Source organism: Dyella sp., from assembly GCF_036746095.1.
Classification (GTDB): Bacteria; Pseudomonadota; Gammaproteobacteria; order Xanthomonadales; family Rhodanobacteraceae; genus Dyella_B.
In genome coordinates this window covers 24601-45444 of record NZ_DAIOEU010000038.1, presented here as the reverse complement: position 1 = coordinate 45444, position 20844 = coordinate 24601, and the positions used below count along the sequence as shown (strand labels likewise).

The following is a 20844-nucleotide window of genomic DNA, read 5'->3' as shown; positions in this document are numbered from 1 at the left end:
CGATGGCCAGCGCGGTCTTGCCGGTCTGGCGGTCGCCGATGATCAGCTCGCGCTGACCACGGCCGATCGGGATCATCGAGTCCACCGACTTGTAGCCGGTCTGCACCGGCTGATCGACCGACTTACGCCACACCACGCCCGGCGCAACCTTTTCGATCGCTGAGCTGGTCTTGGCATTGATCGGCCCCTTGCCGTCGATCGGATGGCCCAGCGCGTCTACCACGCGGCCAAGCAGTTCCGGACCCGTCGGCACTTCGAGAATGCGACCAGTGGTCTTGGCGACGTCGCCTTCGCGCAGATGCTGGTATTCGCCCAGCACCACGGCGCCGACGGAGTCGCGCTCCAGGTTCAGCGCCAGTGCAAACGCGTTGCCTGGCAGTTCGATCATTTCGCCCTGCATCACGTCGGCCAGACCGTGGATGCGCACGATGCCGTCGGACACGCTGATGATCGTGCCCTCGTTGCGGGCTTCCGCGCCGAGCTTGAACTGCTCGATGCGGTTCTTGATCAGTTCGCTGATCTCGGACGGATTGAGAGTGGTGCTGGACATGGTCGTGATCCTAAATATGTATGCTTAATTTGTAAGCGCGCTGGCCAGGCGCTGCAGGCGACCGCGGGCGGAGCCGTCGATCACTTCACTGCCGGTATCGATCACCACGCCCGCCAGCAGCGAAGGATCGACCTGGGTTTCCAGTTCAATCTCGCGCTTGAAGCGGCGCTTGAGCGAGGCCTTGATCTGCTCGGCCTGTGCGGCATCCAGCGCCATCGCGCTGGTTACTTTCACCAGCAGTTGCGACTCGGATTCGCGCTTGTAGGTTTCATACAGAGCGGCCACTTCCGGCAGCAGTGACAAGCGATGCCGCTCGGCCAGTTCGGTAAGGAACTTGCCGAAGGCGTTATCCGCTTGCGTGCCCTCGGGCAGATGCAGTGCGACGAGCTGTGACGGCTGCATCCGCGGGTCATTGGTGAGCGCAGCCACGCGCGCGTCCTGGGCCACCTGCGCGGCAAATGCCAACGCTTGCGACCAGACGCCGAGAGTGCCCTCGGCCCGCGCCAACTCGAAGGCGGCGCGGGCATAGGGACGGGCGAGGGTAATCGACTGGGCTGCCATCGATCAGATCTCGGTGGCAAGCTGGTCGAGCAACGCCTTGTGCGTCGTCGCGTCGATCTCACGCTGCACGATCTTCGAGGCACCCTGCACGGCAAGTGCACCGACGCGCTCGCGCAGATCTTCACGTGCACGCTGCGCCATCGAGGCGATCTCGTCCTGCGCGGCTGCCTTCAGACGGTTGATTTCCGCCACGGCATCGGCACGGGCCTTGTCCAGAATCTGGTTGGCCTGTTGCTGCGCGCGATCGATGATCTCGCTCGCCTGCTGGCGAGCCTGCTTGATCTCGCCGGCCGCCTTGTTGTCGGCTTCCCGCAATTCGGCATGCGCGCGCTCGGCCGCATTGAGGCCTTCGGCGATCTTCAGCTGGCGCTCTTCGATGGCCTTGGTGATATGGGGCCAAATGAAGTGCACGCAGAACCAGATCAGAATGGCGAAGGCGATCATTTCGCCGATCAGAGTGGCATTGAATTCCATCGCTGCGTTACCTGTACCTACGTAGTGTTATGGGCTCAACACCCTGAGGATCCTGGCGCCGCGTGTGCAGCGCCAGGCTCCACGCGGCTTAGTGGCCTGCGGCAACAGCCAGCTTCGAAAGAAGCGGGTTCGCCACGGCGAAGTACATCGCCAACGCCACGCCGATCAGGAACGCCGCGTCGATCAGACCAGCCAGCAGGAACATGCGGCCTTGCAGCAGCGGGACAAGCTCAGGCTGGCGAGCGGCGGCTTCGAGGAACTTCGAACCCATGATGCCGATACCGATACAAGCGCCCAGTGCGCCGAAACCGATGATCAAGCCAAGAGCGATGGCGGTGAAGCCCTGGACCTGAGCAATGTGAGCAACTAGTTCCACGATGATCTCCTCAAGAAAAAGAAAGCAGTAGTTCTAACGAAGGTGAACGAAATCAATGGTGATCGTGAGCCATCGAGATATACACGATGGTGAGCACCATGAAAATGAAGGCCTGAATCGAAATGATCAGGATGTGGAAGATGCCCCACACCGTGTAGCCGATGATGCCCATGCCGAAGAGCAGCCAGCTGCCTGCGCTGAACAGGCCGGCGATCAGCATGAACACCAGCTCGCCTGCGTACATGTTGCCGAACAGTCGCATGGCCAGGCTAACCGGCTTGGACGCCAGCTCGACCAGATTCAGCGCGAAGTTGAAGGGCGCGAACCACTTGCCGAAGGGCGCCGTAAACAGTTCGTGCATGTAGCCGCCAAAGCCCTTGGCCTTGAAGCTGTAGAAAATCACCAACAGCAGCACGGTGAGGGACATCGCGAATGTCATATTGACGTCGGCGGTCGGCACGGCGCGGAAATGGCTAACACCGAACTTTTCGGTGATCCAGGGAAGCAGGTCGACCGGCAACAGATCCATGGCATTCATCAGGAATACCCAGATGAAGACCGTCAGAGCCAACGGGCCGAGAAAGCGGCGGTCACCATGGAAGACGTCCTTGACCTGGCCGTCCACGAACTCAAGCACGATTTCAAGAAACGCCTGGCCTTTGCCCGGCACCCCTGCGGTGGCTTTGCGCGCGTATAGCCAGAACCACAAACAGAAGATGATGCCAAGGACCAACGACACCGATACGGAGTCGAGATGGAACGACCAAAACCCATTTGGGCTGACCTGGAAATTCAGGTGCGTCAAATGGTGCTGGATGTATTCGGTAAGACCGCCCTGCGGCTCGCTTGCCATCTCTTAACCCTTAAATCTGAATGCCAGCAGATTAACCGCGTACGCAGCCGCCAGCCCCGTAATGGCAGCCAGCGGCGGCAATTTCCATTGAAACATGATCGCGATCATCCCCCCGATGATCACCATCCATTTCAGGATCATGCCCGTCAGCAGACGCCCAAGCGCCATACCGGCGCCGCTCACCTGGCTGAAAACCCTCAGTGAAAGCAGCGCAGTACCTGCCGCCACGATCACTGCCCCAGCCGCCGCCGCTATCGCCTCCCGGCGCCCCTGCGCCGCGAAAACGAGGCCCACGATGACCGCAACGACTAGCTGCCATAGCAGCAATCGCAGGGCAAGACGTCGGCCAGAAGCAAGACTGTTGAGCACGTGAGGTTCCCGCGGTGTCGCTAGGCAATCAAACCCGCCACGGGTCACGATCCAATCTAAAAAAGTATATCAGCGCAGCTTTTGAGCCAGCAAGACGAGTTCGTGCGACACGTGGTCTCGGGGACGCTGCAGACAAGAGAAGGGCCGGACGCGATACGTCCGGCCCCGAGGGCATACCGCAAGGGGAGCTGCGCTATGCCGGAGAGAATTACTTGGCGGCAGCCGCGGCTTTCTTGATCGCGGCGACCGGAGCGGCTACGGCCTCGTTGGCGGCCTTCTGCTGTTCCTGGACCAGGGCATTGAGCGATTCGGCCGTCTTCTGGGCCACAGCGACCACTTCCTTGGTGACGGACACCGCGCTCTCGGCCTGCTCACGGCTCAACGAGGCGCCTTTTTCCCACAGGCCGCGCAGCGCGTCGATGTCGCGCACTTCAACTGCCTGTGCAATGAAGTCAGCCGTCACCTGCGCCTGCTTTTCCAACGCGGCGAGCTGCAGTTCTGCAACCTGCTCCAAACCCTTGATGGCCAGGGCATGAGCCTTGAAGGCGTTGTCGGACAGCTGCTTGGCATAAGCGAAAATCTGGGTGTTCAGTTGCTGTGTCATGGCTTTGTCCCTCGCGGGGGGATTAAGGAGTGTGGATCAAAGCCTAGCAGAGCATTTTGTGCGCTGCAATATGTTTTTTGTTAAGAGACTCTGCTGTCACAAAAATTTCAATTCCCGCGCGAGGTTAGTGACGGATTCGTGAATATTGCGACGCGTCAAAAACTATCCCGCGAACAGCTCGCCCCGGACGTGCACGTCTCATGGACGACTACTTTGTCCAGTCCCGGCAAGGTGGGCTCGAGGCGCTGCCAGATCCAGCGCGACAGCGTTTCACTGGTGGGATTCTGGAGGCCTTCGATGTCGTTGAGATAGTGGTGGTCCAATTGCTCATAAAGCGGCGCAAAGGCGGTCTTGACGTCGGCGAAATCCATCACCCACCCCAGCTTGGAATCAGGCTCGCCCCGCACATGGATTTCGATGCGGAAGGAATGGCCATGCAGCCGCGCGCATTTGTGCCCCTCGGGCACATTCGGCAGGCGATGGGCGGCTTCGATCTGGAAAACTTTGAAGATGTGCATGCGAGCATTTTACCTGTTCCCGCATGCACCCTTTCGCATGCGCCGTCTTCTAGACCTGGCCGTTCCGTGCAATCGAGCGCCACACGTGACCCGGATCAAGCAGGCGCTGCTGGCTCGCCGGACCTTCGGAACCGGCCGCGTAGAAATCCGGCGGGCCGCTTTGCCACGCATCGAGCACAGGCATCAGCAGCTTCCACGCCCACTCCACTTCGTCGAACCGCAAGAAGTGCGTGCGATCGCCACCGATGGCGTCGGTGAGCAACTGTTCGTAGGCTGAAAATTCGCGATCTTCCGGACTGGCGTAAGGCGCAGTCAGCACCACGGGCCGGCCAGCCAGATCGAGGCCCGGCCGCTTGGCCGTCACCAGCAGATCCATCTGTTCCGTCGGCCGAATGCGGAAGATCATCCAGTTGTTGCCCGCGTGCACCGCCTTGGGCAAAGCGCCAGGCACTTCGCGGAATTGCACGGCGATTTCCGAGTAATTGGTCGCCAGCCGCTTGCCGCTACGCAAATAGAACGGCACGCCACGCCAGCGCCAGTTGTCGATTTCCAAACGCAGCGCCGCAAAGGTTTCCGTGCAGGAACCCCGTGCGATGTCCGGTTCGCTGCGATAAGCCGGAACTTTCTTGCGCCCGATCTGGCCAGCGCGATATTGCCCGCGCACGGCGTGTGCCTCGACCGTGGCCGGCGTGATCGGCACGGTCGAGCGCAACACCTCGACCTTGTGATTGCGCAGTACTTCCGGATCCCACTCCGCCAGCGGTGCCATCGCCGTCAGACTGAACAACTGCATCAAGTGGTTCTGCAGCATGTCGCGCAGCGCACCGGCCTTGTCGTAGTAGGCCGCACGCTTTTCCACGCCCAGCGTTTCTGCATAGGTGATCTGCACCTGAGCGATATGTTGCGCATTCCAGATCGGCTCGATGAAGCGATTGGCGAAGCGGAACACCATCAGGTTCTGCGTCGTTTCCTTGCCCAGGAAATGGTCGATGCGCAGGATCTGCTCCTCTTCCCAATGCGCATGCATCGCCTGACGCAAGGCTTGAGCGGAAGCAAGGTCGGTACCGAACGGCTTCTCGACGATCAAGCGCCGCCAGCCGTTGCGAGGCGCCTTGGCAAAGCCTGCCTGGCCAAGCGCCGTAGCGGCCACGCCGAACAACGGCGGCGGCAGCGCCAGGTAGAACAACGTAGCCGGACTCAACCTGTCCTTCAGTGCGGACAAATGTCCAGCGTCCAGCTCCCCGCCTAAGTAATCGAGCTGCTGGCGAAAGCGATTCCACTGCGCCGGCTTGTAGTCCGGCGCAAAGGATTGCAGTGCCTTCTGGATATGCCGCTCGAAATGCTCGCGGCTCCAACCTTCCTTTGCGTAACCCACGATCCGCAGGTCACGCGTCAAACCCAATGCATGCAGGCGATACAACGCCGGCATCAATAAGCGCTTGGTGAGATCGCCGCTTGCGCCCAGAATCACCAGCGTCGTGGCCATATTTTTCAGTCCTTGTTGCCGGTCTTCTCTTGATGTCCGCCAAAGGCATGCCGCATCGCCGACATGACTTTGTTGGCGTAGAGGTCGTTGCCCTGCGAAGTAAAGCGGCCAAACAACGCGGCCGTCAGCACCGGCACCGGCACGCCTTCATCGATCGCAGCTTGCGCCGTCCAGCGCCCTTCGCCGGAATCGGAAACGCGTCCGGCGTAACTCTGCAGTTCTGGATCACGCGCCATTTCCGCGGCGGTGAGATCGAGCAGCCATGAACCGACCACGCTGCCGCGGCGCCACAGTTCGGTGATGTCGGCAATCGGAAAGTCGTACTGGTAGAGCTCAGGGCGCTCCAGCGGCGCCGTTTCCGCGTCGGCGGTGCGCTTCTGCTTGCCGGCATTGGCGCCCTTCAACACATTCAGGCCTTCCGCGTACGCTGCCATCAAGCCGTATTCGATGCCGTTGTGAACCATCTTGACGAAGTGCCCGGCGCCGTTCGGACCGCAATAGAGATAACCTTTTTCGGCCGACGAGGGATCGCCGCTGCGAGTCTCGCTGCGCGGCGCGGCATCAACCCCCGGCGCCAGCGCGGCAAACGCGGGCTCCAGCCGTTTGAAGGCGAGTTCGGGGCCGCCGATCATCTGGCAATAGCCGCGTTCGCGCCCCCACACGCCGCCGCTCACGCCGACGTCCACGTACATCACCTGATGCTTGCCCAGGGCTTCGGCACGACGCAAATCTTCCACGTAGTGCGAATTGCCGCCATCGATCACGGTGTCGCCTGCATTTAGTAAGGGCACGAGTTGGTCGAGCACCACATCCACCACGGCGGTGGGCAACATCAGCCACACCGCGCGCGGTCCGTCCAGCTTGGCGACCAGGTCCTGGATCGATGCCGCCGCCGTCGCACCATGGCTGGCCGCTTCCTGGCGTGCATCGACATGCGTGTCGAACACCACGCAATCGACGCCCGCCTCCAGCATGCGACGCACCATGTTCAGGCCCATGCGGCCCAAGCCGACGAAACCCAGTTGCAACTTCTGTGCTGTCCCGGCACTCATGTCCTGTTCTCCCATGCACGGAATCCGCCTGCGAACGCATTGTGGTTGTCACCACGCCGCACATTGGCAGGGAGTTCATCAAGATGACGCACGTTGCCGCCGCCGAGCACCACGTAATCGGGCTCCAGCGCGGCCTGCAGTTGTTCGATCACGTCGAACACGTGTGCGTGCCATTTTTTCTTGCCCATCTTCTTCAGGCCACGCGCACCGACGTAGTCTTCGAAGGTGCCTTTCTTGTAGGGCAGATGCGCCAGCTCCATCGGCTCGACAATGCCGTCGACGATGAAGGCCGAACCCAATCCTGTTCCCAAGCCGAGGAACAGCATACGGCCCCCTTCGTAACTGCCGAGTGCCTGCATGGCAGCGTCATTGATCAGCTTCACCGGACGGCCAAGCGCGCTGCCGAAATCGAAACCGACCCAGCCCTTGCCGAGGTTGTAGGGTTCGCGCGCGATGCGCTCGTGCACGACCGGACCGGGATAGCCAATGGTCACCGCATCGTATTTCCAGCCGCGCATGGCCGGACGCAATTGCTTGATCATGTCGGCCGGCGTGAGTTTGCGGCTGGACTTGATCTCCACTTCGCGCTTGTTACCGCTCACCATTGCCTTGACGTGGGTGCCTCCGACATCGATGACCAGCACCTTCTGTTGGGATGCCACTGCTGGTGCAGCATTGGTTTCTTCCGTCTTGCGGCGCGCCTTGCGGTACCAGGCAATCGCTGCATTGGTGGCGCTGTCATGATGGAGCGCCTTACGCGGCGATTCGATCTCATCCACCACGCGCAACGCAAGCTGCTTGCCGAGCTCCACACCCCATTGGTCGAATGGATTGATGTCCCAGATCGCCGCCTGGGTGAACACGATGTGCTCGTAGAGCGCCACCAGCGCACCCAGCGCGTGCGGCGTAAGGCGATCGGCCAGCAGCAGGCTGGAAGGACGATTGCCTTCGAAGACGCGATGCGGCGCCAGGCTCTCGTCGATGCCTTCCGCCCGCACCTGCTCCAGCGTCTTGCCCATGGCCAGCGCTTCGGCTTGCGCAATCATGTTTGCCAGCAGCAAATCATGATGGCGGCCGTACGGATTCAGCGATTGGCCGAAGCCGACGAAATCGCAAGGAATCAGCCGCGTGCCCTGATGGATGAGCTGATAGAACGAATGCTGCCCGTTCGTGCCCGGCTCGCCCCAATACACCGGGCCGGTGGCGACATCCACATGCGCGCCATCGATGGTGACGTGCTTGCCGTTCGACTCCATCGTGAGCTGCTGCAGGTAAGCCGGAAAGCGCTTGAGGTATTGCTCGTACGGCAGCACCGCCTGCGTTTCCGCGTCGAAGAAGTCGGTGTACCACAAGCCCAGCAGCCCCATGATCACCGGCAGATTGCGTTCCAGTGGCGCGGTACGGAAATGCTCGTCCATCGCATGAAAGCCGGCGAGCATGTCGGCGAACGCATCCGGGCCGATGGCGATCATGGTGGACAGGCCGATCGACGAATCCATCGAATAACGGCCGCCGACCCAATCCCAGAAGCCATACATCTGCTGGGTGGAAATGCCGAACTCTTCCACGGCCTTTGCGTTGGTGGACAGCGCGACGAAGTGCTTTGCCACCGCGCCCTTGTCGCCATGGGCCGCCTTCATTAACCAATCGCGCGCACTGTGCGCATTGGTCATGGTTTCCAGCGTGGTGAACGTCTTGGACGCGACGATGAAGAGTGTTTCGTCCGGACGCAGGTCGTGCACCGCTTCGGCAAAATCGGTGTAGTCGACATTGGAGACGAAGCGCACCGTCAACTTGCGATCGGTGTAGTGACGCAAGGCTTCGTACGCCATCACCGGTCCCAGATCGGAACCCCCGATGCCGATATTGACGATGTTGCGAATCGGCCGGCCGGTAAACCCCAGCCAGCTTCCTTCGCGAATGGCGCTGGCCAATTCGCGCATGCGCTTGAGCACCGCATGCACCTCGGGCACCACGTTGACGCCATCGACCTTGATCACCTTGCGCGCCGGTGCACGCAAGGCGACGTGCAAGGCAGCACGCTGTTCGGTGGTATTGACCTTCTCGCCGGCAAACATGGCATCGCGGCGTGCTTCCACGCCACATTCGCGCGCCAGCGCGAACAGATCCTCAAGCGTCTGGTCATTGATGCGATGACGGGCATAGTCGAGCCGCCAGCCCGCGGCCTCGGCGCGATAGCGCTCGGCGCGGCCCGGATCGGCTGCGAACATGTCGCGGAGATGTTGTGTTGCCAGTTCCTGGCTGTGTGCTTGGAGTGCCTGCCACGCCGCCTTCTCGCGCAATGCGCTCATGCAACGGCCCCTATGCGCTCGCTCACGGTATCGACCAGTTCGTGCCAGGACTTCACGAAGGAATCGGCGCCTTCCTGCTGCAACACCTTGGCGAGCGGCTCGACCTGGATACCATGCGCTTCGAACTGCGCCAGCGTGCTGGCCGCGCTGGGATCGTCCAGCGTCATCAGCCGCTCCGCCTTGCCGTGATCGGCAAACGCCAGCAGGGTCTTTTCCGGCATGGTGTTGACGGTGAGCGGCGCGATCAGGTTTTCGATGTACATCACATCGCTCGCCTTGGGATCCTTGGTGCCGGTACTGGCCCACAGCAGGCGCTGCACACGCGCGCCGGCGTTCTGCAAGCGCTGCACGCGTGGCGAATCGATCAGTTCGCGGTACTTCGCATAGATCCGGGCGCAGACGGCAAAGCCGAGCTTGTTGTGCAAGTCGGTCGGCACCTTGTCCGCCACCTTGACGTCCCAGCGGCTGATGAACACCGAGGCGACCGATGCGATGTCCAGGTCCAGGCCCGCCGCGTGACGGCGTTCCAGGCCGCGCAACCATGCTTCGGCAGCCGCCTGGTATTGCTCGGGCGAGAACAGCAGCGTGACGTTGATCGGCACGCCGCGGAAAATCAGTTCCTCGATCGCCGGCACACCAGCCGGCGTACCCGGCACCTTGATGAAGAGATTATGCACCGCGGCCTGCTTGTGCAGCATTACCGCCTGCTCGATCGTGCGCTGCGTGTCGTCCGCCAGCAGCGGCGACACTTCCAGCGATACCCAGCCGTCCACGCCATGCGTCTGCTGGTACACCGACTCGAAAATCGCCGCCGCGCGACGCAGGTCATCGATGGCCAAGCCGAAGAACACCGTCTCCGGATCGGTGTTGCCGATCCCGCGAATGGATGCATCGTAGTCTTTGCCAGCCTTGATGGCCTGGGCAAAGATGGTCGGGTTGGAGGTGAGGCCGGTCACGTGCTTCTGCTCGCGATAGCCGAGCAAGGTGCCGTCACCCAGCATGCCGCGGGTGATGTTGTCCAACCACAGACTCTGTCCGAGCCCATGGAGCGTGCGGGTCGGTTGTTCCATTGCAGTACTCCTTCGTGAAATGAGGCGGGTATTCGATCGGCCGCAACGGCAGAGTTTTGACCCCGCCGCGGCGTCACCTGGCAGGGTAGCAAGACGGATGTCACGGTCTGATGACCATCGGAACTATACGCCCGTAGGGCGCGGCTCCGGTACCCGGCCGCAGTGACGTCGGGGACTTACTTTAGTGCCAGCAGCAGACCACCCCCATCGCTGCATGGCTATGCATTGCGTCGCTTGCTAAACGCTCGCAGAAGCATGCAAGCAAAACGCTTTAGCGCGCACAATCCACCTGTCCACGCACGCTCCCCCCATCCATGTCGTCTGTAGCGCCACATGGCATGCAACACGCACAGATTGGAAATGACATTAATCCCGGAAGATCGTGCATGCCGCTGTCGCAACTTACGTATAGACGTGCTCCGCAAAAATAAATGCACCTCGCGCGACTTAAGGCGGTCACGAGCGCAACGGATGGCAATGCTTCTTTGCGAATCCAGATCGGTATGCTGGAACGCTTTACGCCACAAAGTCCATGAGCACGCACACGAGGACTCATAAATTTCGCGTTCGCAAAGATTGCAAACTGCTTAACCAGATGCGAACAAGGGCGCCAGTAGCCTGAACTTCCGCGACGCACCATCGAGGCATGTTCATGAATCCCACGATGTACGACCTGCCGCTTTTCCACGTGGATGAAGACCCCGAAGCCCGTCGTATCTCCACCGAACCCGCAGAGGGTTACGTGTTGGACCCTTGGTCGGGCCTGTATCTGGAAACCGAGCTGGCATACAAGGACCGCCTGGCCCTGAAAGAGCCGGCATGACGAAGTTCTTGAGCAGTCGCCGCTCCGCATGGGGACATCACAAGCCAGATAGTCGGCGCCGATCGTTAGAGACGATCAGTGTGCGGCGTGATGCGAAAAGGATGTGGTGGCTATGGGTGGACTCGAACCACCGACCCCAGCATTATGAGTGCTGTGCTCTAACCGGCTGAGCTACATAGCCAAGGGGTGCGCCCTCCGGGATCCGGAACGGGCTTCTAATCAGGCGGGGCGCGGCAGTTTAATCGGGCTGCCCTTGTGGTTCAAGTAGTCGGCTTGCTCCGGCTTTGTGGGCTGTGGTTGAATCGATCCAGGGTCACGCATGCTGACGTCTGGCATAGACTGCGGCAACAGGGCCCGAGGAGGTTGGATGATCGACGCAGATGGCTACCGTCCGAATGTTGGCATCGTGCTGCTAAACGCAGACGGCCGGCTGTTCTGGGCGCGTCGTGTCCATCGCGACGGCTGGCAGTTCCCCCAGGGCGGCATGCGCAGCGACGAAACCCCGCTGGAAGCCATGTACCGCGAGCTGGAGGAGGAAACCGGCCTTATGCCCGGGCATGTGGAGGTGCTCGCCAGCACTCGCGGCTGGCTGCGCTACAAGCTGCCCAGCCGCTACATCCGCCACCATCAGCATCCTACGTGTATTGGCCAGAAGCAGGTCTGGTTCCTGCTCAAGCTGGTCGGCGGCGAAGACGCACTCTGTCTCAATGCCTGCGAGAAGCCCGAGTTCGACCTGTGGCGCTGGGTCGATTTCTGGTATCCGGCCGCCCATGTGGTGAACTTCAAGCGCGATGTCTATCACCGCGCCCTGCGCCACTTCGCGCCATTGGTGGAAACCGCGCTGAGCATCCAGCTCGGGCCGCAACCGCACTCGCAAAACCGGCCCGGCCGGGGCCGCTGCGCTGCCTGAACTGGCGCCCTTGGCGGCGGTCGAACTCTAGTTGACAATCATTCGCATTCGCGTTGAAATGCGCGCCATGTACATCTGCCTCTGCAACGCCGTTACCGATCACGACATTCGCCGCGCCGCCGCGGATGGCGTCCGCAGCTTTGCCGAGCTGCAGGCTCGTACCGGGTGCTCCGATTGCTGCGGCTGCTGTGAAACCGAAGCCCGGGCCACGCTCGCGACAGCGGTCGAACAGGTCACGCTGGACCTCCCCGTTTTCGTCACCGCCTGAGCGCGCGTCCCATTGGCTTGTCCGAACGCCATCGCCACTCGGCGATGGCGTTTTTCGTGATGAATCATTCTCATTGCGACACCGCTCGCAACGAGCTCGTATAGTTCCGCATCAAACCCCCGTTACGGAGAACAACCATGAAGGGTGACGCCAAGGTCATCGAGTTCCTCAACAAGGTGCTCTACAACGAACTGACCGCGATCAACCAATACTTTCTGCATGCCCGCATGTACAAGAACTGGGGTTATCAAGAACTCGCCGAGCATGAATACAAGGAATCGATCGACGAGATGAAGCACGCCGACCGCCTGATCGAGCGCATCCTATTCCTGGAAGGCCTGCCCAACCTGCAACACCTGGGCAAGCTGCGCATCGGCGAGAACGCGCTCGAGTGCATCCAATGCGATCTCGATCTGGAGCTGGCTGCCGTGCAAGACCTGCGCGCCGCGATTGCACACAGCGAAGGCGTGGCCGATTACGTCAGCCGCGATCTGTTCCGCTACATCCTTTCTGCTGAAGAAGAGCACATCGACTGGCTGGAAACGCAGCTCAGCCTGGTGAAGGACATCGGTGCCGAGCGCTACCTGCAATCGAAGATGGAAAGTTAAGGCAAGAAAACGTCAGCATGTTCCTTTGCTCGCCTACGCATGCATCAAGCGCCTGTGTGCTTGATGCATGAACGAACCATGCGGCCTGCACTGACAGGTTTCTGCGCAGAAAAGTTAAGAAGCTATTCGCTGATCGCGCAGCAGGGCGATCTGCCGCACAAAGCGGCTCCTGCTTTCTTGACGGTGTCATCACGGACGGGCTATATCCACCGTTTGCCCGCCAGAGCCACGCATGGCTTCCCGTCCACCGCCCCGCTACGTGGTTCGTCCGCACGACGCTGTCAGCCAGCGTCGCCGCATGCTGTGGCTGGGATTGGCGTGGCTCGGCAGCTTGATCCTGGTGGCGATCATTACCGCGTTGCTGAGCGGTGCATGGAAAAGCGTCGGCCCCAATTTGACGGACCGGCGTGCGGTGCGCGCACTCACCGCCGAGAACGAACAGCTCAAACAGCAGGTCGCCAACGTGCAGCGCTCGCAGCAAGTGGGCGACGTCGCCAACCAAGCGCTGCGCAAAACCATTTCCCAGCGCGATGAAGAAATCAGCGGCCTGCGCGCCGACCTCGGTTTCTACTCGCGCCTCGTCGGCGGCGATGCGCAACGCGAAGGGCTGAAGGTACAAGAGGTTTCCCTGCAGCCGGTCACGCATGCGTCCGCGTGGAACCTCACCATCAGCCTCACGCAAAACGTCAAGCGCGACGACGACACCCACGGCACCGCCGTCGTCACGGTGGAAGGCCTGCGCAACAACAAGGTGGTGCAGCTGGATTGGGCCACGCTAGGCGACGCTGCCGAGAAGAACGGCATCCCGTTCCGCTTTCGCTACTTCCAGCAATTGCACGCCACCATCGCGCTGCCTGCCGATTTCCGCCCGACCAGCCTGCACGTCACGGTCAGGCCCGAGAACGGCGATCCGGTCAGCCGCGCCGTCACCTGGAGCGACGCCCTCTCCAGCCCTGTCACGATCACCCAAGGGGAATCCGATGCTCAGCCGTAAACGTAACGAACCCACCTCGTCCTCCTCCCGCCATGCCGAGACCAGCCTGATCTCGCAAGGCACCATCATCCGCGGCGACATCCGCTTCACCGGCACGCTGCACGTGGAGGGCCGCATCGAGGGCTCGGTGCTGGGCGAGGGGCCGAATGCGGTGTTCACGCTGAGCGAACACGGCCAGGTGCAGGGCGAGGTACGCGTACCGCACGCGATGATCAATGGCCACGTGCATGGCGACATCTACGCCAGCGAGCGCCTGGAACTGGCCGCGCAGGCCCGCGTGGTGGGCGACGTTCGCTACAGCTCGCTGGAGATGGCGGCCGGCGCGCAGGTAAACGGCCGCATCGCCCACCAGGGCGAGGAACATGTCCATCGCGAACTGCCAGCCCCGGAAGTTCGCAACGAAGCAGCAACCGCCTGAACAACCCGGCGCGGGATCCGGGCTCCAGCTGATATGCTTGAGCCCGCAGAACCACGGCCCCATATATTCGCGCTATGGAAACCATCGTAGCCATTCCCGATTACCGCCAAGCCGGCGCGCCGCTCGTCTTTACCGAGGCCGCCGCGCGCAAGGTGCATGAACTCATCCAGGAAGAAGGCAATCTTGAGCTGAAGCTGCGCGTGTATATCACCGGCGGCGGTTGCTCAGGCTTCCAATACGGGTTCACCTTCGATGAAACGCAGGCGGAAGACGATTTCGCGCTTGCCCGCGAAGGCGTCACCCTGCTGGTCGACCCGCTCTCGCTGCAATACCTTACCGGCGCGGAGATCGACTACACCGAGAACTTCAGCGGTTCGCAGTTCGTCATCCGCAACCCGAACGCCAAGACCACCTGCGGCTGCGGCTCTTCCTTCTCCACCTAAATACACCTCGGCCGGTCCGGATGATTGCGACGAAACTGAACACGTTCGCCGGACTCAGCCTGATTCTCGACCGCGTTGCCGAACAGCGCGACGCCGTCGACTGGGTTGCGGCCAAGGTCATGGCGCCCGATGCGCGCTATCTGCTGTTGGACGCCGCCGGCGACGCCTTTTTGCACCATGAAGAAGAAACCCTACGCTGGCTCGATGCCAGCGAACGGGCGCACCTGCTATCGCACGCATCCTGGAGCCTGATGGGCATTGTCGACGGGCAGCCCCATTTCATGCTGCTGCTCGACGAGAACGATGACGTTGCTGCGCTTGAAGCCGCGTTGGATGCAAGGCGCATGGGGCTGCGCGAAGCGGGCCTGCTGCTGCCCGCCGATGAAGCCGGCCTGTTCGCCTATGCCAAAGGGCTTGCCCACTGGCAACGCGAAACCCGTTTCTGCGCACGCTGCGGTGCACCGGTGCAACTGGTTTCCTCCGGCCACCGTGCGCAATGCACGAATGGCGACTGCGGCCGCCTGCACTTTCCGCGCACCGATGCGGCCATCATCGTGATCGTCGAACACCAGGGCGCCTGCCTGCTTGGACGCCAAGCCGGCTGGCCGCCGGGGCGCTATTCCACCCTTGCCGGTTTTGTCGAACCGGGCGAAGCACTGGAAGACGCGGTGCGGCGCGAAGTCGCCGAAGAAGCCGGCGTGATCGTGGGCGACGTGCATTACCACTCCTCGCAGCCGTGGCCGATGCCGGCATCGCTGATGGTCGGCTTCACGGCCGCTGCACTGTCTCCCACCATCCGGTTGCGCGATGGCGAACTGGAAGACGCGCGCTGGTTCACGCCGCAGCAAATCATCGACGCGCTGGCCGACGGCAGCCTGAAGACGCCGACGCGGCTTTCCGTGTCATACCAGTTGCTCTCGCACTGGCTGCAGCAGCGCGCAGGCCTGGACCTGGATGAACTGGTAACGCGCTGAGTGGCCACGCTGGCTCGTGAACGAGCCACATCACTCGCATACAATCGCAGCCATCCACGGGAGTCCTTAAGTTCATGGCCATTCACCTGCTTGCCGCGCTGATCGCTCTGGGATTGCTGCACTTGCAGCCGCAGCTCGCCTGCTGGCGCGGCGATGCCGGCTTCCGGCGCTGGGTCCACCAGCTGGGCGATACCAGCGGCGCCGGACGCGTAGTGATCACCTTGTTGGTACCCGTCGTCGTCTGCGCGCTGGCGATCTGGCTGCTGCATCGACTGCCGCTTTCTGCGCTTCTGCTGCTGCTCTTCTCGCTGGCCGTGCTGCTGTTTTCGCTTGGGCCACACCCGTTCGAAGCCGACCTGGTTGCCATTCTCAAGGCGCCCGATCAAAGCAGCCGCGAAGCCGCCGCGCAGGTGCTGTCGGACGATGGCGAAACGGTAGCCTGGCGCACGGCGGATCTTGGCGAAGCGACTGCCTATGCCGCATTGCGCCGGCGCTTCGGCGTGCTGTTCTGGTTCTTCGTGCTCGGCCCGATCGGCGCCCTGCTCTATCGCCTGGCACGGCAACTGGGCCACGATGCCTCGCTGGCGCTGGACGCCCCGGCTCGCACCAAGGCGCGCTACGTCGCCAATGCATTGGATTGGTTGCCAGCGCAATTGCTGGTGTTCACGCTTGCTCTCGTCGGGCACTGGGATGCGGTGATCGGCGCGTGGCGTCGCTGGCACCAGCAGGCGGCGCCCAATAGCTGGTATCTGTCCAATCCGGATTTTCTCGGAGCTGCGGCGCGAGCGGATGTGTTGACGGATATCGAAGGTGGCGATGGGTTTGTGGAAGAACGCACCGATGCGCTGCACGAGCTGCGCCGATTGCGCGATGCGCTATTGAGAGCGTTGCTGGCATGGTTGAGCGTTGTTGCGCTGATCGTGATGGGAAGCTGGTTGCATTGATCCGCTCCCAAGGCCGTCATCCCGCGAAAGCGGGGATGACGGCCTGTGAGATCTCGCCGAACGTCACGCCATCTCACCGCGTAACGTTCGTACACGCTCTTCCAGAGTCGCTGCGTTGACAGCATCCGCCGGCCGCGGAGCATCCACCACCAACTCCACCCGCGCGCGGAACCGGCGCGGCAAACGCGCACGCCGCAGCATCGAATCGCGCCGGCTCCACACGCTGCCCCACAGGCCACGCAAGGCCATCGGCACGACCGGTACCGGACGCCGCGCCAAGATCTTTTCAACACCAGATCGGAACGTCGCCATTTCCCCATCCTTGGTCAGACCACCTTCGGGAAAAATGCATACCAGTTCGCCATCTGCCAGCGCCGCATCCACGGCGTCGAACGCTTGCTGCAATACCGCCGGGTCTTCCTTCTGTCCCGCGATGGGAATGGCCTTCGCCGTCTTGAACACGAAGTGCAACACCGGAATCTTGAATATCTTGTAATACATCACGAAGCGCGCAGGGCGGCGCAGATTCGCCATCAGGATCAGCGGATCCATGAAGCTCACATGATTGCAGACCAGCAGGGCCGGCCCTTCTTCCGGCAGATGTTTCATGCCGTCCACGCGTATGCGATACAAGGTGTTCACCAACACCCACGTGATGAAGCGCATCAGGAATTCGGGCACCAGCGTGAAGATGTATGCCGCTACCAGCACGTTGAGCAAGGCCGCTGACAAAAAGATATGCGCCGCGCCCACGCCCAGCCGTTCCAGCGTCAATCCGAACAGTGAAGCAAGCACGATCAACAAGGCATTGAGAATGTTGTTGCCCGCAATCACACGCGACAAACGGCTGCTCGGCGCACGCGACTGCACGAACGCAAACAGCGGCACCACGTAAAAGCCGGCGAACACACCGATCAAGGTGAGATCGAAGACGATGCGCCAGCTACCCGCGGCATGCAAAAACGCCAGCCAGTCCATGCCGCGTACCGCCGCCGCGCCAGGACGCGCCAGAAACAGGTCCACGCCGAAAGCGGTAAGCCCGAACGCACCCAGCGGCACCAGGCCGATTTCCACGCGTTTGCCGGACATCTTTTCGCACATCAGCGAGCCAATACCGGTGCCGATCGAGAACAAGGTGAGCACCAGCGTATTCACCGTGGCATCGCCGCCCAGGTTGATGCGCGTATATAGCGGCAGCTGCGCCACCAAAACCGTGCCGAAAAACCAGAACCACGAAATGCCCAGCACGGCGTTGAACACCGCCCGATCCTCGCGCGTGATGCTCAACACCCGCGCCGTTTCGGTGACCGGATTCCAGTTGAACTTCAGATCCGGCGCCGTCGCCGGCGCGGGCGGAATCAGGCGACTGGTGACATAGCCGATCACCGCCACGCCAATGGTCAAGGCGGCAGACAGATGCGGCCCGATGCCTGCCATCAGCATCAGCAGATTGCCGGCGGTCATGCCGATCAGGATCGCCATCTGCGTGCCCATTTCCACCAGGCCGTTGCCGCCGACCAGCTCGCCCTGCTTCAACGCCTGCGGCAGAATCGCGTACTTGATCGGCCCGAACACGGTCGAATGCACACCCATCATGAACAACACGATCAGCAGCAGCACCAGGTGGTGGGTCATGAAGCCATATGCGGCCAACACCATCGCTGCAATCTCGAACAGCTTCACGTAGCGGATGATGCGCGTCTTCTCGAACTTCTCCGCGAGTTGTCCCGCGCTCGCGGAAAGCAGGAAGAACGGCAGGATGAACAGTGCCGGCGCCAGGTTGGTGTACAAACCCACGTCGTGATCCGACAAGCCCATCTGGAATGCAGCGAGCATCACCATCGCATTGCGGAACGCGCTGTCGTTGAAGGCCGCCAGCGTCTGGGTCCAGAAAAACGGCGCAAAACGTCGACTGCCTAGCAGGGCGAACTGGCTCATGCGGATCCTTGGCAAACGGGGCGGCAGTAGCGTAGCGTGAAAACCATTGCGATCACGAGCGGGGCGTCCGCAACCATTCCCATGGTCCTGGTTCTAGCCGACGCCGTATTGGCCTTCCATCTGGCCTTTATCCTGTTCGTCTGCCTTGGCGCGCTGTTGGCGCTGAAGTGGCGCTGGATTCCCTGGCTGCAATGGCCGGCCGCGGCATGGGGCATATGGGTCGAGGCCAGCGGATGGATATGCCCGCTGACGTCGATCGAAAACTATTTTCGCACGCGTGCGGGAGCGGCTGCCTATCAAGGCGACTGCATCGGGCATTACCTCACCGCCACGATCTATCCGGACGGATTGACCCGGCCTGTTCAATACGTGCTTGGTGCAATCGTGCTGGTCGCGAATGTTTCCATCTACGCCTGGTTGCTGCACAGGCGGCCCAGGCTGCGCCCTTGACCCATGGCGTATGCTCGCGCATGACGCATCACTCAACGAGCATCCCATGCTGATTGTTGGAAGCTGCCATTGCGGAAACATCACCTTCACGCTGGATTGGGCGCCTGACCCTCAGGAGATTCCGGCACGCGCTTGCACCTGTACGTTCTGCCTCAAGCACGGTGGTGTATGGACCTCGCACCGATCAGGTGTGTTGCAAGTGAAGGAAAAGAATCCCGCACTGGTATCGCGCTATGCATTCGGCACGCAAACGGCCGATTTTCATGTCTGCACACGATGCGGCGCGGTGCCGTTGGTGACCAGCGCGATCGATGGCCGCACCTATGCGGTGGTGAACGTCAATACCTTCGAGAACGTGGATGCCTCGCTGCTGCGCAAGGATTCATCAAACGTCGATGGCGAAAGCACCGACGACCGTTTGTCGCGACGCAAGCGAAACTGGATCGCGGACGTGCGGTTTCCGTAGGCTGGGCCAGCGCGGCGTAACCCCGCACACTTGCGCGACAGGGCGTCAGTTTCGCCGCAGCGCGCGGTGCGCAATGTCCTTGCGGCAGAACGCACCATCGAAGCGAATCTTTTTGATGCCGTCGTAGGCATGTTCGCGCGCTGCGGCAATGTCCTTGCCCAGCGCACAAACGGTCAGCACACGACCGCCTGCGGTGATCACATGGCCTTGCGCATCGAGCTTGGTACCAGCGTGGAAGACCTTTACCTCCGCGCCAAAATCCGCATCCAAGCCGTGAACCACCTCGCCCGTCTTCACCTGGGCCGGATAGCCTCCCGCCGCCATCACCACGCCAATGGATGGACGCGCATCCCATTGCACGTGCGTACGGTGCAACTCGCCATCCAGCGCGGCTTCGATCAGGTCGACGAAATCGGATTTCAGACGCAGCATGATCGGCTGCGTTTCCGGATCGCCAAAACGCACGTTGAATTCGATCACCTTGGGCGCGCCGTGCTGGTCGATCATCAGGCCGGCGTAAAGGAAACCGATGAATGGTGCACCTTCGGCGGCCATGCCGCGCAGTGTCGGTTCGATCACTTCCTTGAGGATGCGCTTTTCCACCTCCGGCGTCACGACGGGCGCCGGCGAGTACGCGCCCATGCCGCCGGTGTTGGGGCCCAGATCGTTGTCATCACGCCGCTTGTGGTCCTGGCTGCTGGCCATCGGCAAGGCATGCGAACCGTCGCTCATCACGATGTAGCTGGCTTCCTCGCCGTCCAGGAATTCCTCGATCACCACGCGCGCCGACGCATCGCCGAAGGCGTGTGCACCGAGCATGTCGTGCAACGCAAGCTCTGCATCGCTCAAGGTGAGTGCCACCACGACGCCCTTGCCCGCAGCCAGGCCATCGGCCTTGATCACGATCGGCGCGCCACGCTCGCGCACATAGGCCAGCGCCTTGTTGAGCTCGGTGAAGACCGCGTAGTGCGCGGTGGGAATGTTGTGGCGGAGCAGGAAATCCTTGGCAAAGGCCTTGGAGCCTTCCAACTGTGCGGCGATCGCGCGCGGTCCGAAGATGCGCAAGCCGGCGGCGCGGAACTTGTCGACCACGCCGGCCACCAGCGGCACTTCCGGGCCGACCACGGTCAGCTCGATTTTTTCAGCCTTGGCGAGCTTGAGCAGGCCATCGATATCGGTGACGGCGACCTCGGCATTGCGCACGCCGTGCTCGCGCGCCGTACCGGCGTTGCCGGGCGCCACGATCACTTCGCTCACGCGCCGCGACTGCTTGAGTTTCCACGCCAGCGCGTGCTCGCGGCCGCCATTGCCGATCACCAGAACCTTCATGCCTGCTCCCACTACCTGAAAACCACACAAGAACGCGCATTGTAGGCTGGGATG

General features: G+C 61.7%; 24 protein-coding genes, 1 tRNA gene and 1 pseudogene. 11 read left to right on the top strand and 15 right to left on the bottom strand.

All coding sequences use genetic code 11. From position 1 onward, the window contains the following. The 12 genes and pseudogenes from V7M64_RS15080 to tal all read right to left on the bottom strand — a co-directional run. Positions 1–550, bottom strand: a pseudogene (locus V7M64_RS15080) (F0F1 ATP synthase subunit alpha); the annotation flags it as partial. A 24-nt stretch (positions 551–574) separates the two neighbouring features. Beyond that, the gene (locus V7M64_RS15075; protein ID WP_333680164.1) at positions 575–1111 is read right to left on the bottom strand and encodes a F0F1 ATP synthase subunit delta; all 537 of its coding nucleotides are present in this window, start codon (positions 1109–1111) and stop codon (positions 575–577) included. A gap of 3 nt (positions 1112–1114) precedes the next feature. After that, entirely contained in the window at positions 1115–1585 is a 471-nt protein-coding gene (locus V7M64_RS15070; RefSeq protein WP_333680162.1) for a F0F1 ATP synthase subunit B, read from the bottom strand. Between the two features lie 88 nt (positions 1586–1673). Beyond that, positions 1674–1967, bottom strand: coding sequence for a F0F1 ATP synthase subunit C (gene atpE / locus V7M64_RS15065; RefSeq protein WP_324145793.1), 294 nt, complete (start codon positions 1965–1967; stop codon positions 1674–1676). A gap of 46 nt (positions 1968–2013) precedes the next feature. Then, positions 2014–2814, bottom strand: a complete 801-nt coding sequence (atpB, locus tag V7M64_RS15060) for a F0F1 ATP synthase subunit A (protein ID WP_333680160.1) — start codon at positions 2812–2814, stop codon at positions 2014–2016. A gap of 3 nt (positions 2815–2817) precedes the next feature. Then, complete coding sequence (locus V7M64_RS15055; RefSeq protein ID WP_333680158.1) at positions 2818–3183, bottom strand: hypothetical protein; 366 nt, start codon at positions 3181–3183, stop codon at positions 2818–2820. Positions 3184–3391: 208 nt separating this feature from the next. After that, the gene (locus V7M64_RS15050; protein WP_333680157.1) at positions 3392–3787 is read right to left on the bottom strand and encodes a phasin family protein; all 396 of its coding nucleotides are present in this window, start codon (positions 3785–3787) and stop codon (positions 3392–3394) included. A gap of 155 nt (positions 3788–3942) precedes the next feature. Then, positions 3943–4305 carry a 6-carboxytetrahydropterin synthase QueD gene (queD, locus tag V7M64_RS15045; RefSeq protein ID WP_333680156.1) on the bottom strand — a complete coding sequence of 121 codons (363 nt, stop codon included), beginning with the start codon at positions 4303–4305 and terminating at the stop codon, positions 3943–3945. A 49-nt stretch (positions 4306–4354) separates the two neighbouring features. Beyond that, the gene (gene zwf, locus V7M64_RS15040) at positions 4355–5791 is read right to left on the bottom strand and encodes a glucose-6-phosphate dehydrogenase (protein WP_333680155.1); all 1437 of its coding nucleotides are present in this window, start codon (positions 5789–5791) and stop codon (positions 4355–4357) included. 5 nt (positions 5792–5796) lie between these two features. Beyond that, the gene (gnd, locus tag V7M64_RS15035) at positions 5797–6843 is read right to left on the bottom strand and encodes a phosphogluconate dehydrogenase (NAD(+)-dependent, decarboxylating) (protein ID WP_333680154.1); all 1047 of its coding nucleotides are present in this window, start codon (positions 6841–6843) and stop codon (positions 5797–5799) included. Next, positions 6840–9155 (bottom strand): glucose-6-phosphate isomerase, encoded by a 2316-nt coding sequence (gene pgi, locus V7M64_RS15030; RefSeq protein WP_333680153.1) that lies wholly within the window; start codon positions 9153–9155, stop codon positions 6840–6842. The genes gnd and pgi overlap by 4 nt, the downstream gene beginning before the upstream one ends. After that, complete coding sequence (gene tal / locus V7M64_RS15025) at positions 9152–10225, bottom strand: transaldolase (RefSeq protein WP_333680152.1); 1074 nt, start codon at positions 10223–10225, stop codon at positions 9152–9154. Before tal ends, pgi begins: the two co-directional genes overlap by 4 nt. 652 nt (positions 10226–10877) lie before the next feature. Between tal and V7M64_RS15020 the strand changes: the two genes are divergently transcribed. Next, positions 10878–11048, top strand: coding sequence for a hypothetical protein (locus V7M64_RS15020; RefSeq protein WP_333680151.1), 171 nt, complete (start codon positions 10878–10880; stop codon positions 11046–11048). Between the two features lie 104 nt (positions 11049–11152). Here the strand turns inward: V7M64_RS15020 and V7M64_RS15015 are convergent. Beyond that, positions 11153–11229, bottom strand: a tRNA-Met gene (locus V7M64_RS15015). 186 nt (positions 11230–11415) lie between these two features. On the opposite strand from V7M64_RS15015, the gene V7M64_RS15010 reads away from it, so the two are divergent. From V7M64_RS15010 to V7M64_RS14975, 8 genes are all read left to right on the top strand, one after another. Continuing rightward, entirely contained in the window at positions 11416–11958 is a 543-nt protein-coding gene (locus V7M64_RS15010; protein WP_333680150.1) for an RNA pyrophosphohydrolase, read from the top strand. Positions 11959–12025: 67 nt separating this feature from the next. Further along, positions 12026–12226, top strand: a complete 201-nt coding sequence (locus V7M64_RS15005; RefSeq protein WP_333680168.1) for a (2Fe-2S)-binding protein — start codon at positions 12026–12028, stop codon at positions 12224–12226. Between the two features lie 137 nt (positions 12227–12363). Continuing rightward, positions 12364–12834, top strand: a complete 471-nt coding sequence (bfr, locus tag V7M64_RS15000; RefSeq protein ID WP_333680149.1) for a bacterioferritin — start codon at positions 12364–12366, stop codon at positions 12832–12834. A gap of 232 nt (positions 12835–13066) precedes the next feature. Further along, positions 13067–13828 (top strand): DUF6776 family protein, encoded by a 762-nt coding sequence (locus V7M64_RS14995; RefSeq protein WP_333680148.1) that lies wholly within the window; start codon positions 13067–13069, stop codon positions 13826–13828. After that, positions 13815–14246: a polymer-forming cytoskeletal protein gene (locus V7M64_RS14990; RefSeq protein ID WP_333680147.1), complete on the top strand. Its 432-nt coding sequence runs from the start codon at positions 13815–13817 to the stop codon at positions 14244–14246. The genes V7M64_RS14995 and V7M64_RS14990 overlap by 14 nt, the downstream gene beginning before the upstream one ends. 74 nt (positions 14247–14320) lie before the next feature. Continuing rightward, positions 14321–14689: an iron-sulfur cluster insertion protein ErpA gene (gene erpA, locus V7M64_RS14985; RefSeq protein WP_333680145.1), complete on the top strand. Its 369-nt coding sequence runs from the start codon at positions 14321–14323 to the stop codon at positions 14687–14689. Between the two features lie 20 nt (positions 14690–14709). Further along, positions 14710–15663: an NAD(+) diphosphatase gene (gene nudC, locus V7M64_RS14980; RefSeq protein ID WP_333680143.1), complete on the top strand. Its 954-nt coding sequence runs from the start codon at positions 14710–14712 to the stop codon at positions 15661–15663. 74 nt (positions 15664–15737) lie between these two features. Next, positions 15738–16607, top strand: a complete 870-nt coding sequence (locus tag V7M64_RS14975; protein ID WP_333680141.1) for a beta-lactamase induction protein — start codon at positions 15738–15740, stop codon at positions 16605–16607. Between the two features lie 63 nt (positions 16608–16670). Here the strand turns inward: V7M64_RS14975 and V7M64_RS14970 are convergent, their stop codons facing one another. Continuing rightward, positions 16671–18545, bottom strand: a complete 1875-nt coding sequence (locus V7M64_RS14970) for an MFS transporter (RefSeq protein ID WP_333680140.1) — start codon at positions 18543–18545, stop codon at positions 16671–16673. 81 nt (positions 18546–18626) lie between these two features. Between V7M64_RS14970 and V7M64_RS14965 the strand changes: the two genes are divergently transcribed. Further along, positions 18627–18995, top strand: coding sequence for a DUF2784 domain-containing protein (locus V7M64_RS14965; RefSeq protein WP_333680139.1), 369 nt, complete (start codon positions 18627–18629; stop codon positions 18993–18995). A 46-nt stretch (positions 18996–19041) separates the two neighbouring features. Beyond that, positions 19042–19461, top strand: coding sequence for a hypothetical protein (locus tag V7M64_RS14960; RefSeq protein ID WP_333680138.1), 420 nt, complete (start codon positions 19042–19044; stop codon positions 19459–19461). A gap of 45 nt (positions 19462–19506) precedes the next feature. On the opposite strand, the gene purD is transcribed toward V7M64_RS14960, so the two are convergent. Continuing rightward, positions 19507–20790 carry a phosphoribosylamine--glycine ligase gene (purD, locus tag V7M64_RS14955; RefSeq protein ID WP_333680136.1) on the bottom strand — a complete coding sequence of 428 codons (1284 nt, stop codon included), beginning with the start codon at positions 20788–20790 and terminating at the stop codon, positions 19507–19509. Positions 20791–20844 lie beyond the last annotated feature (54 nt).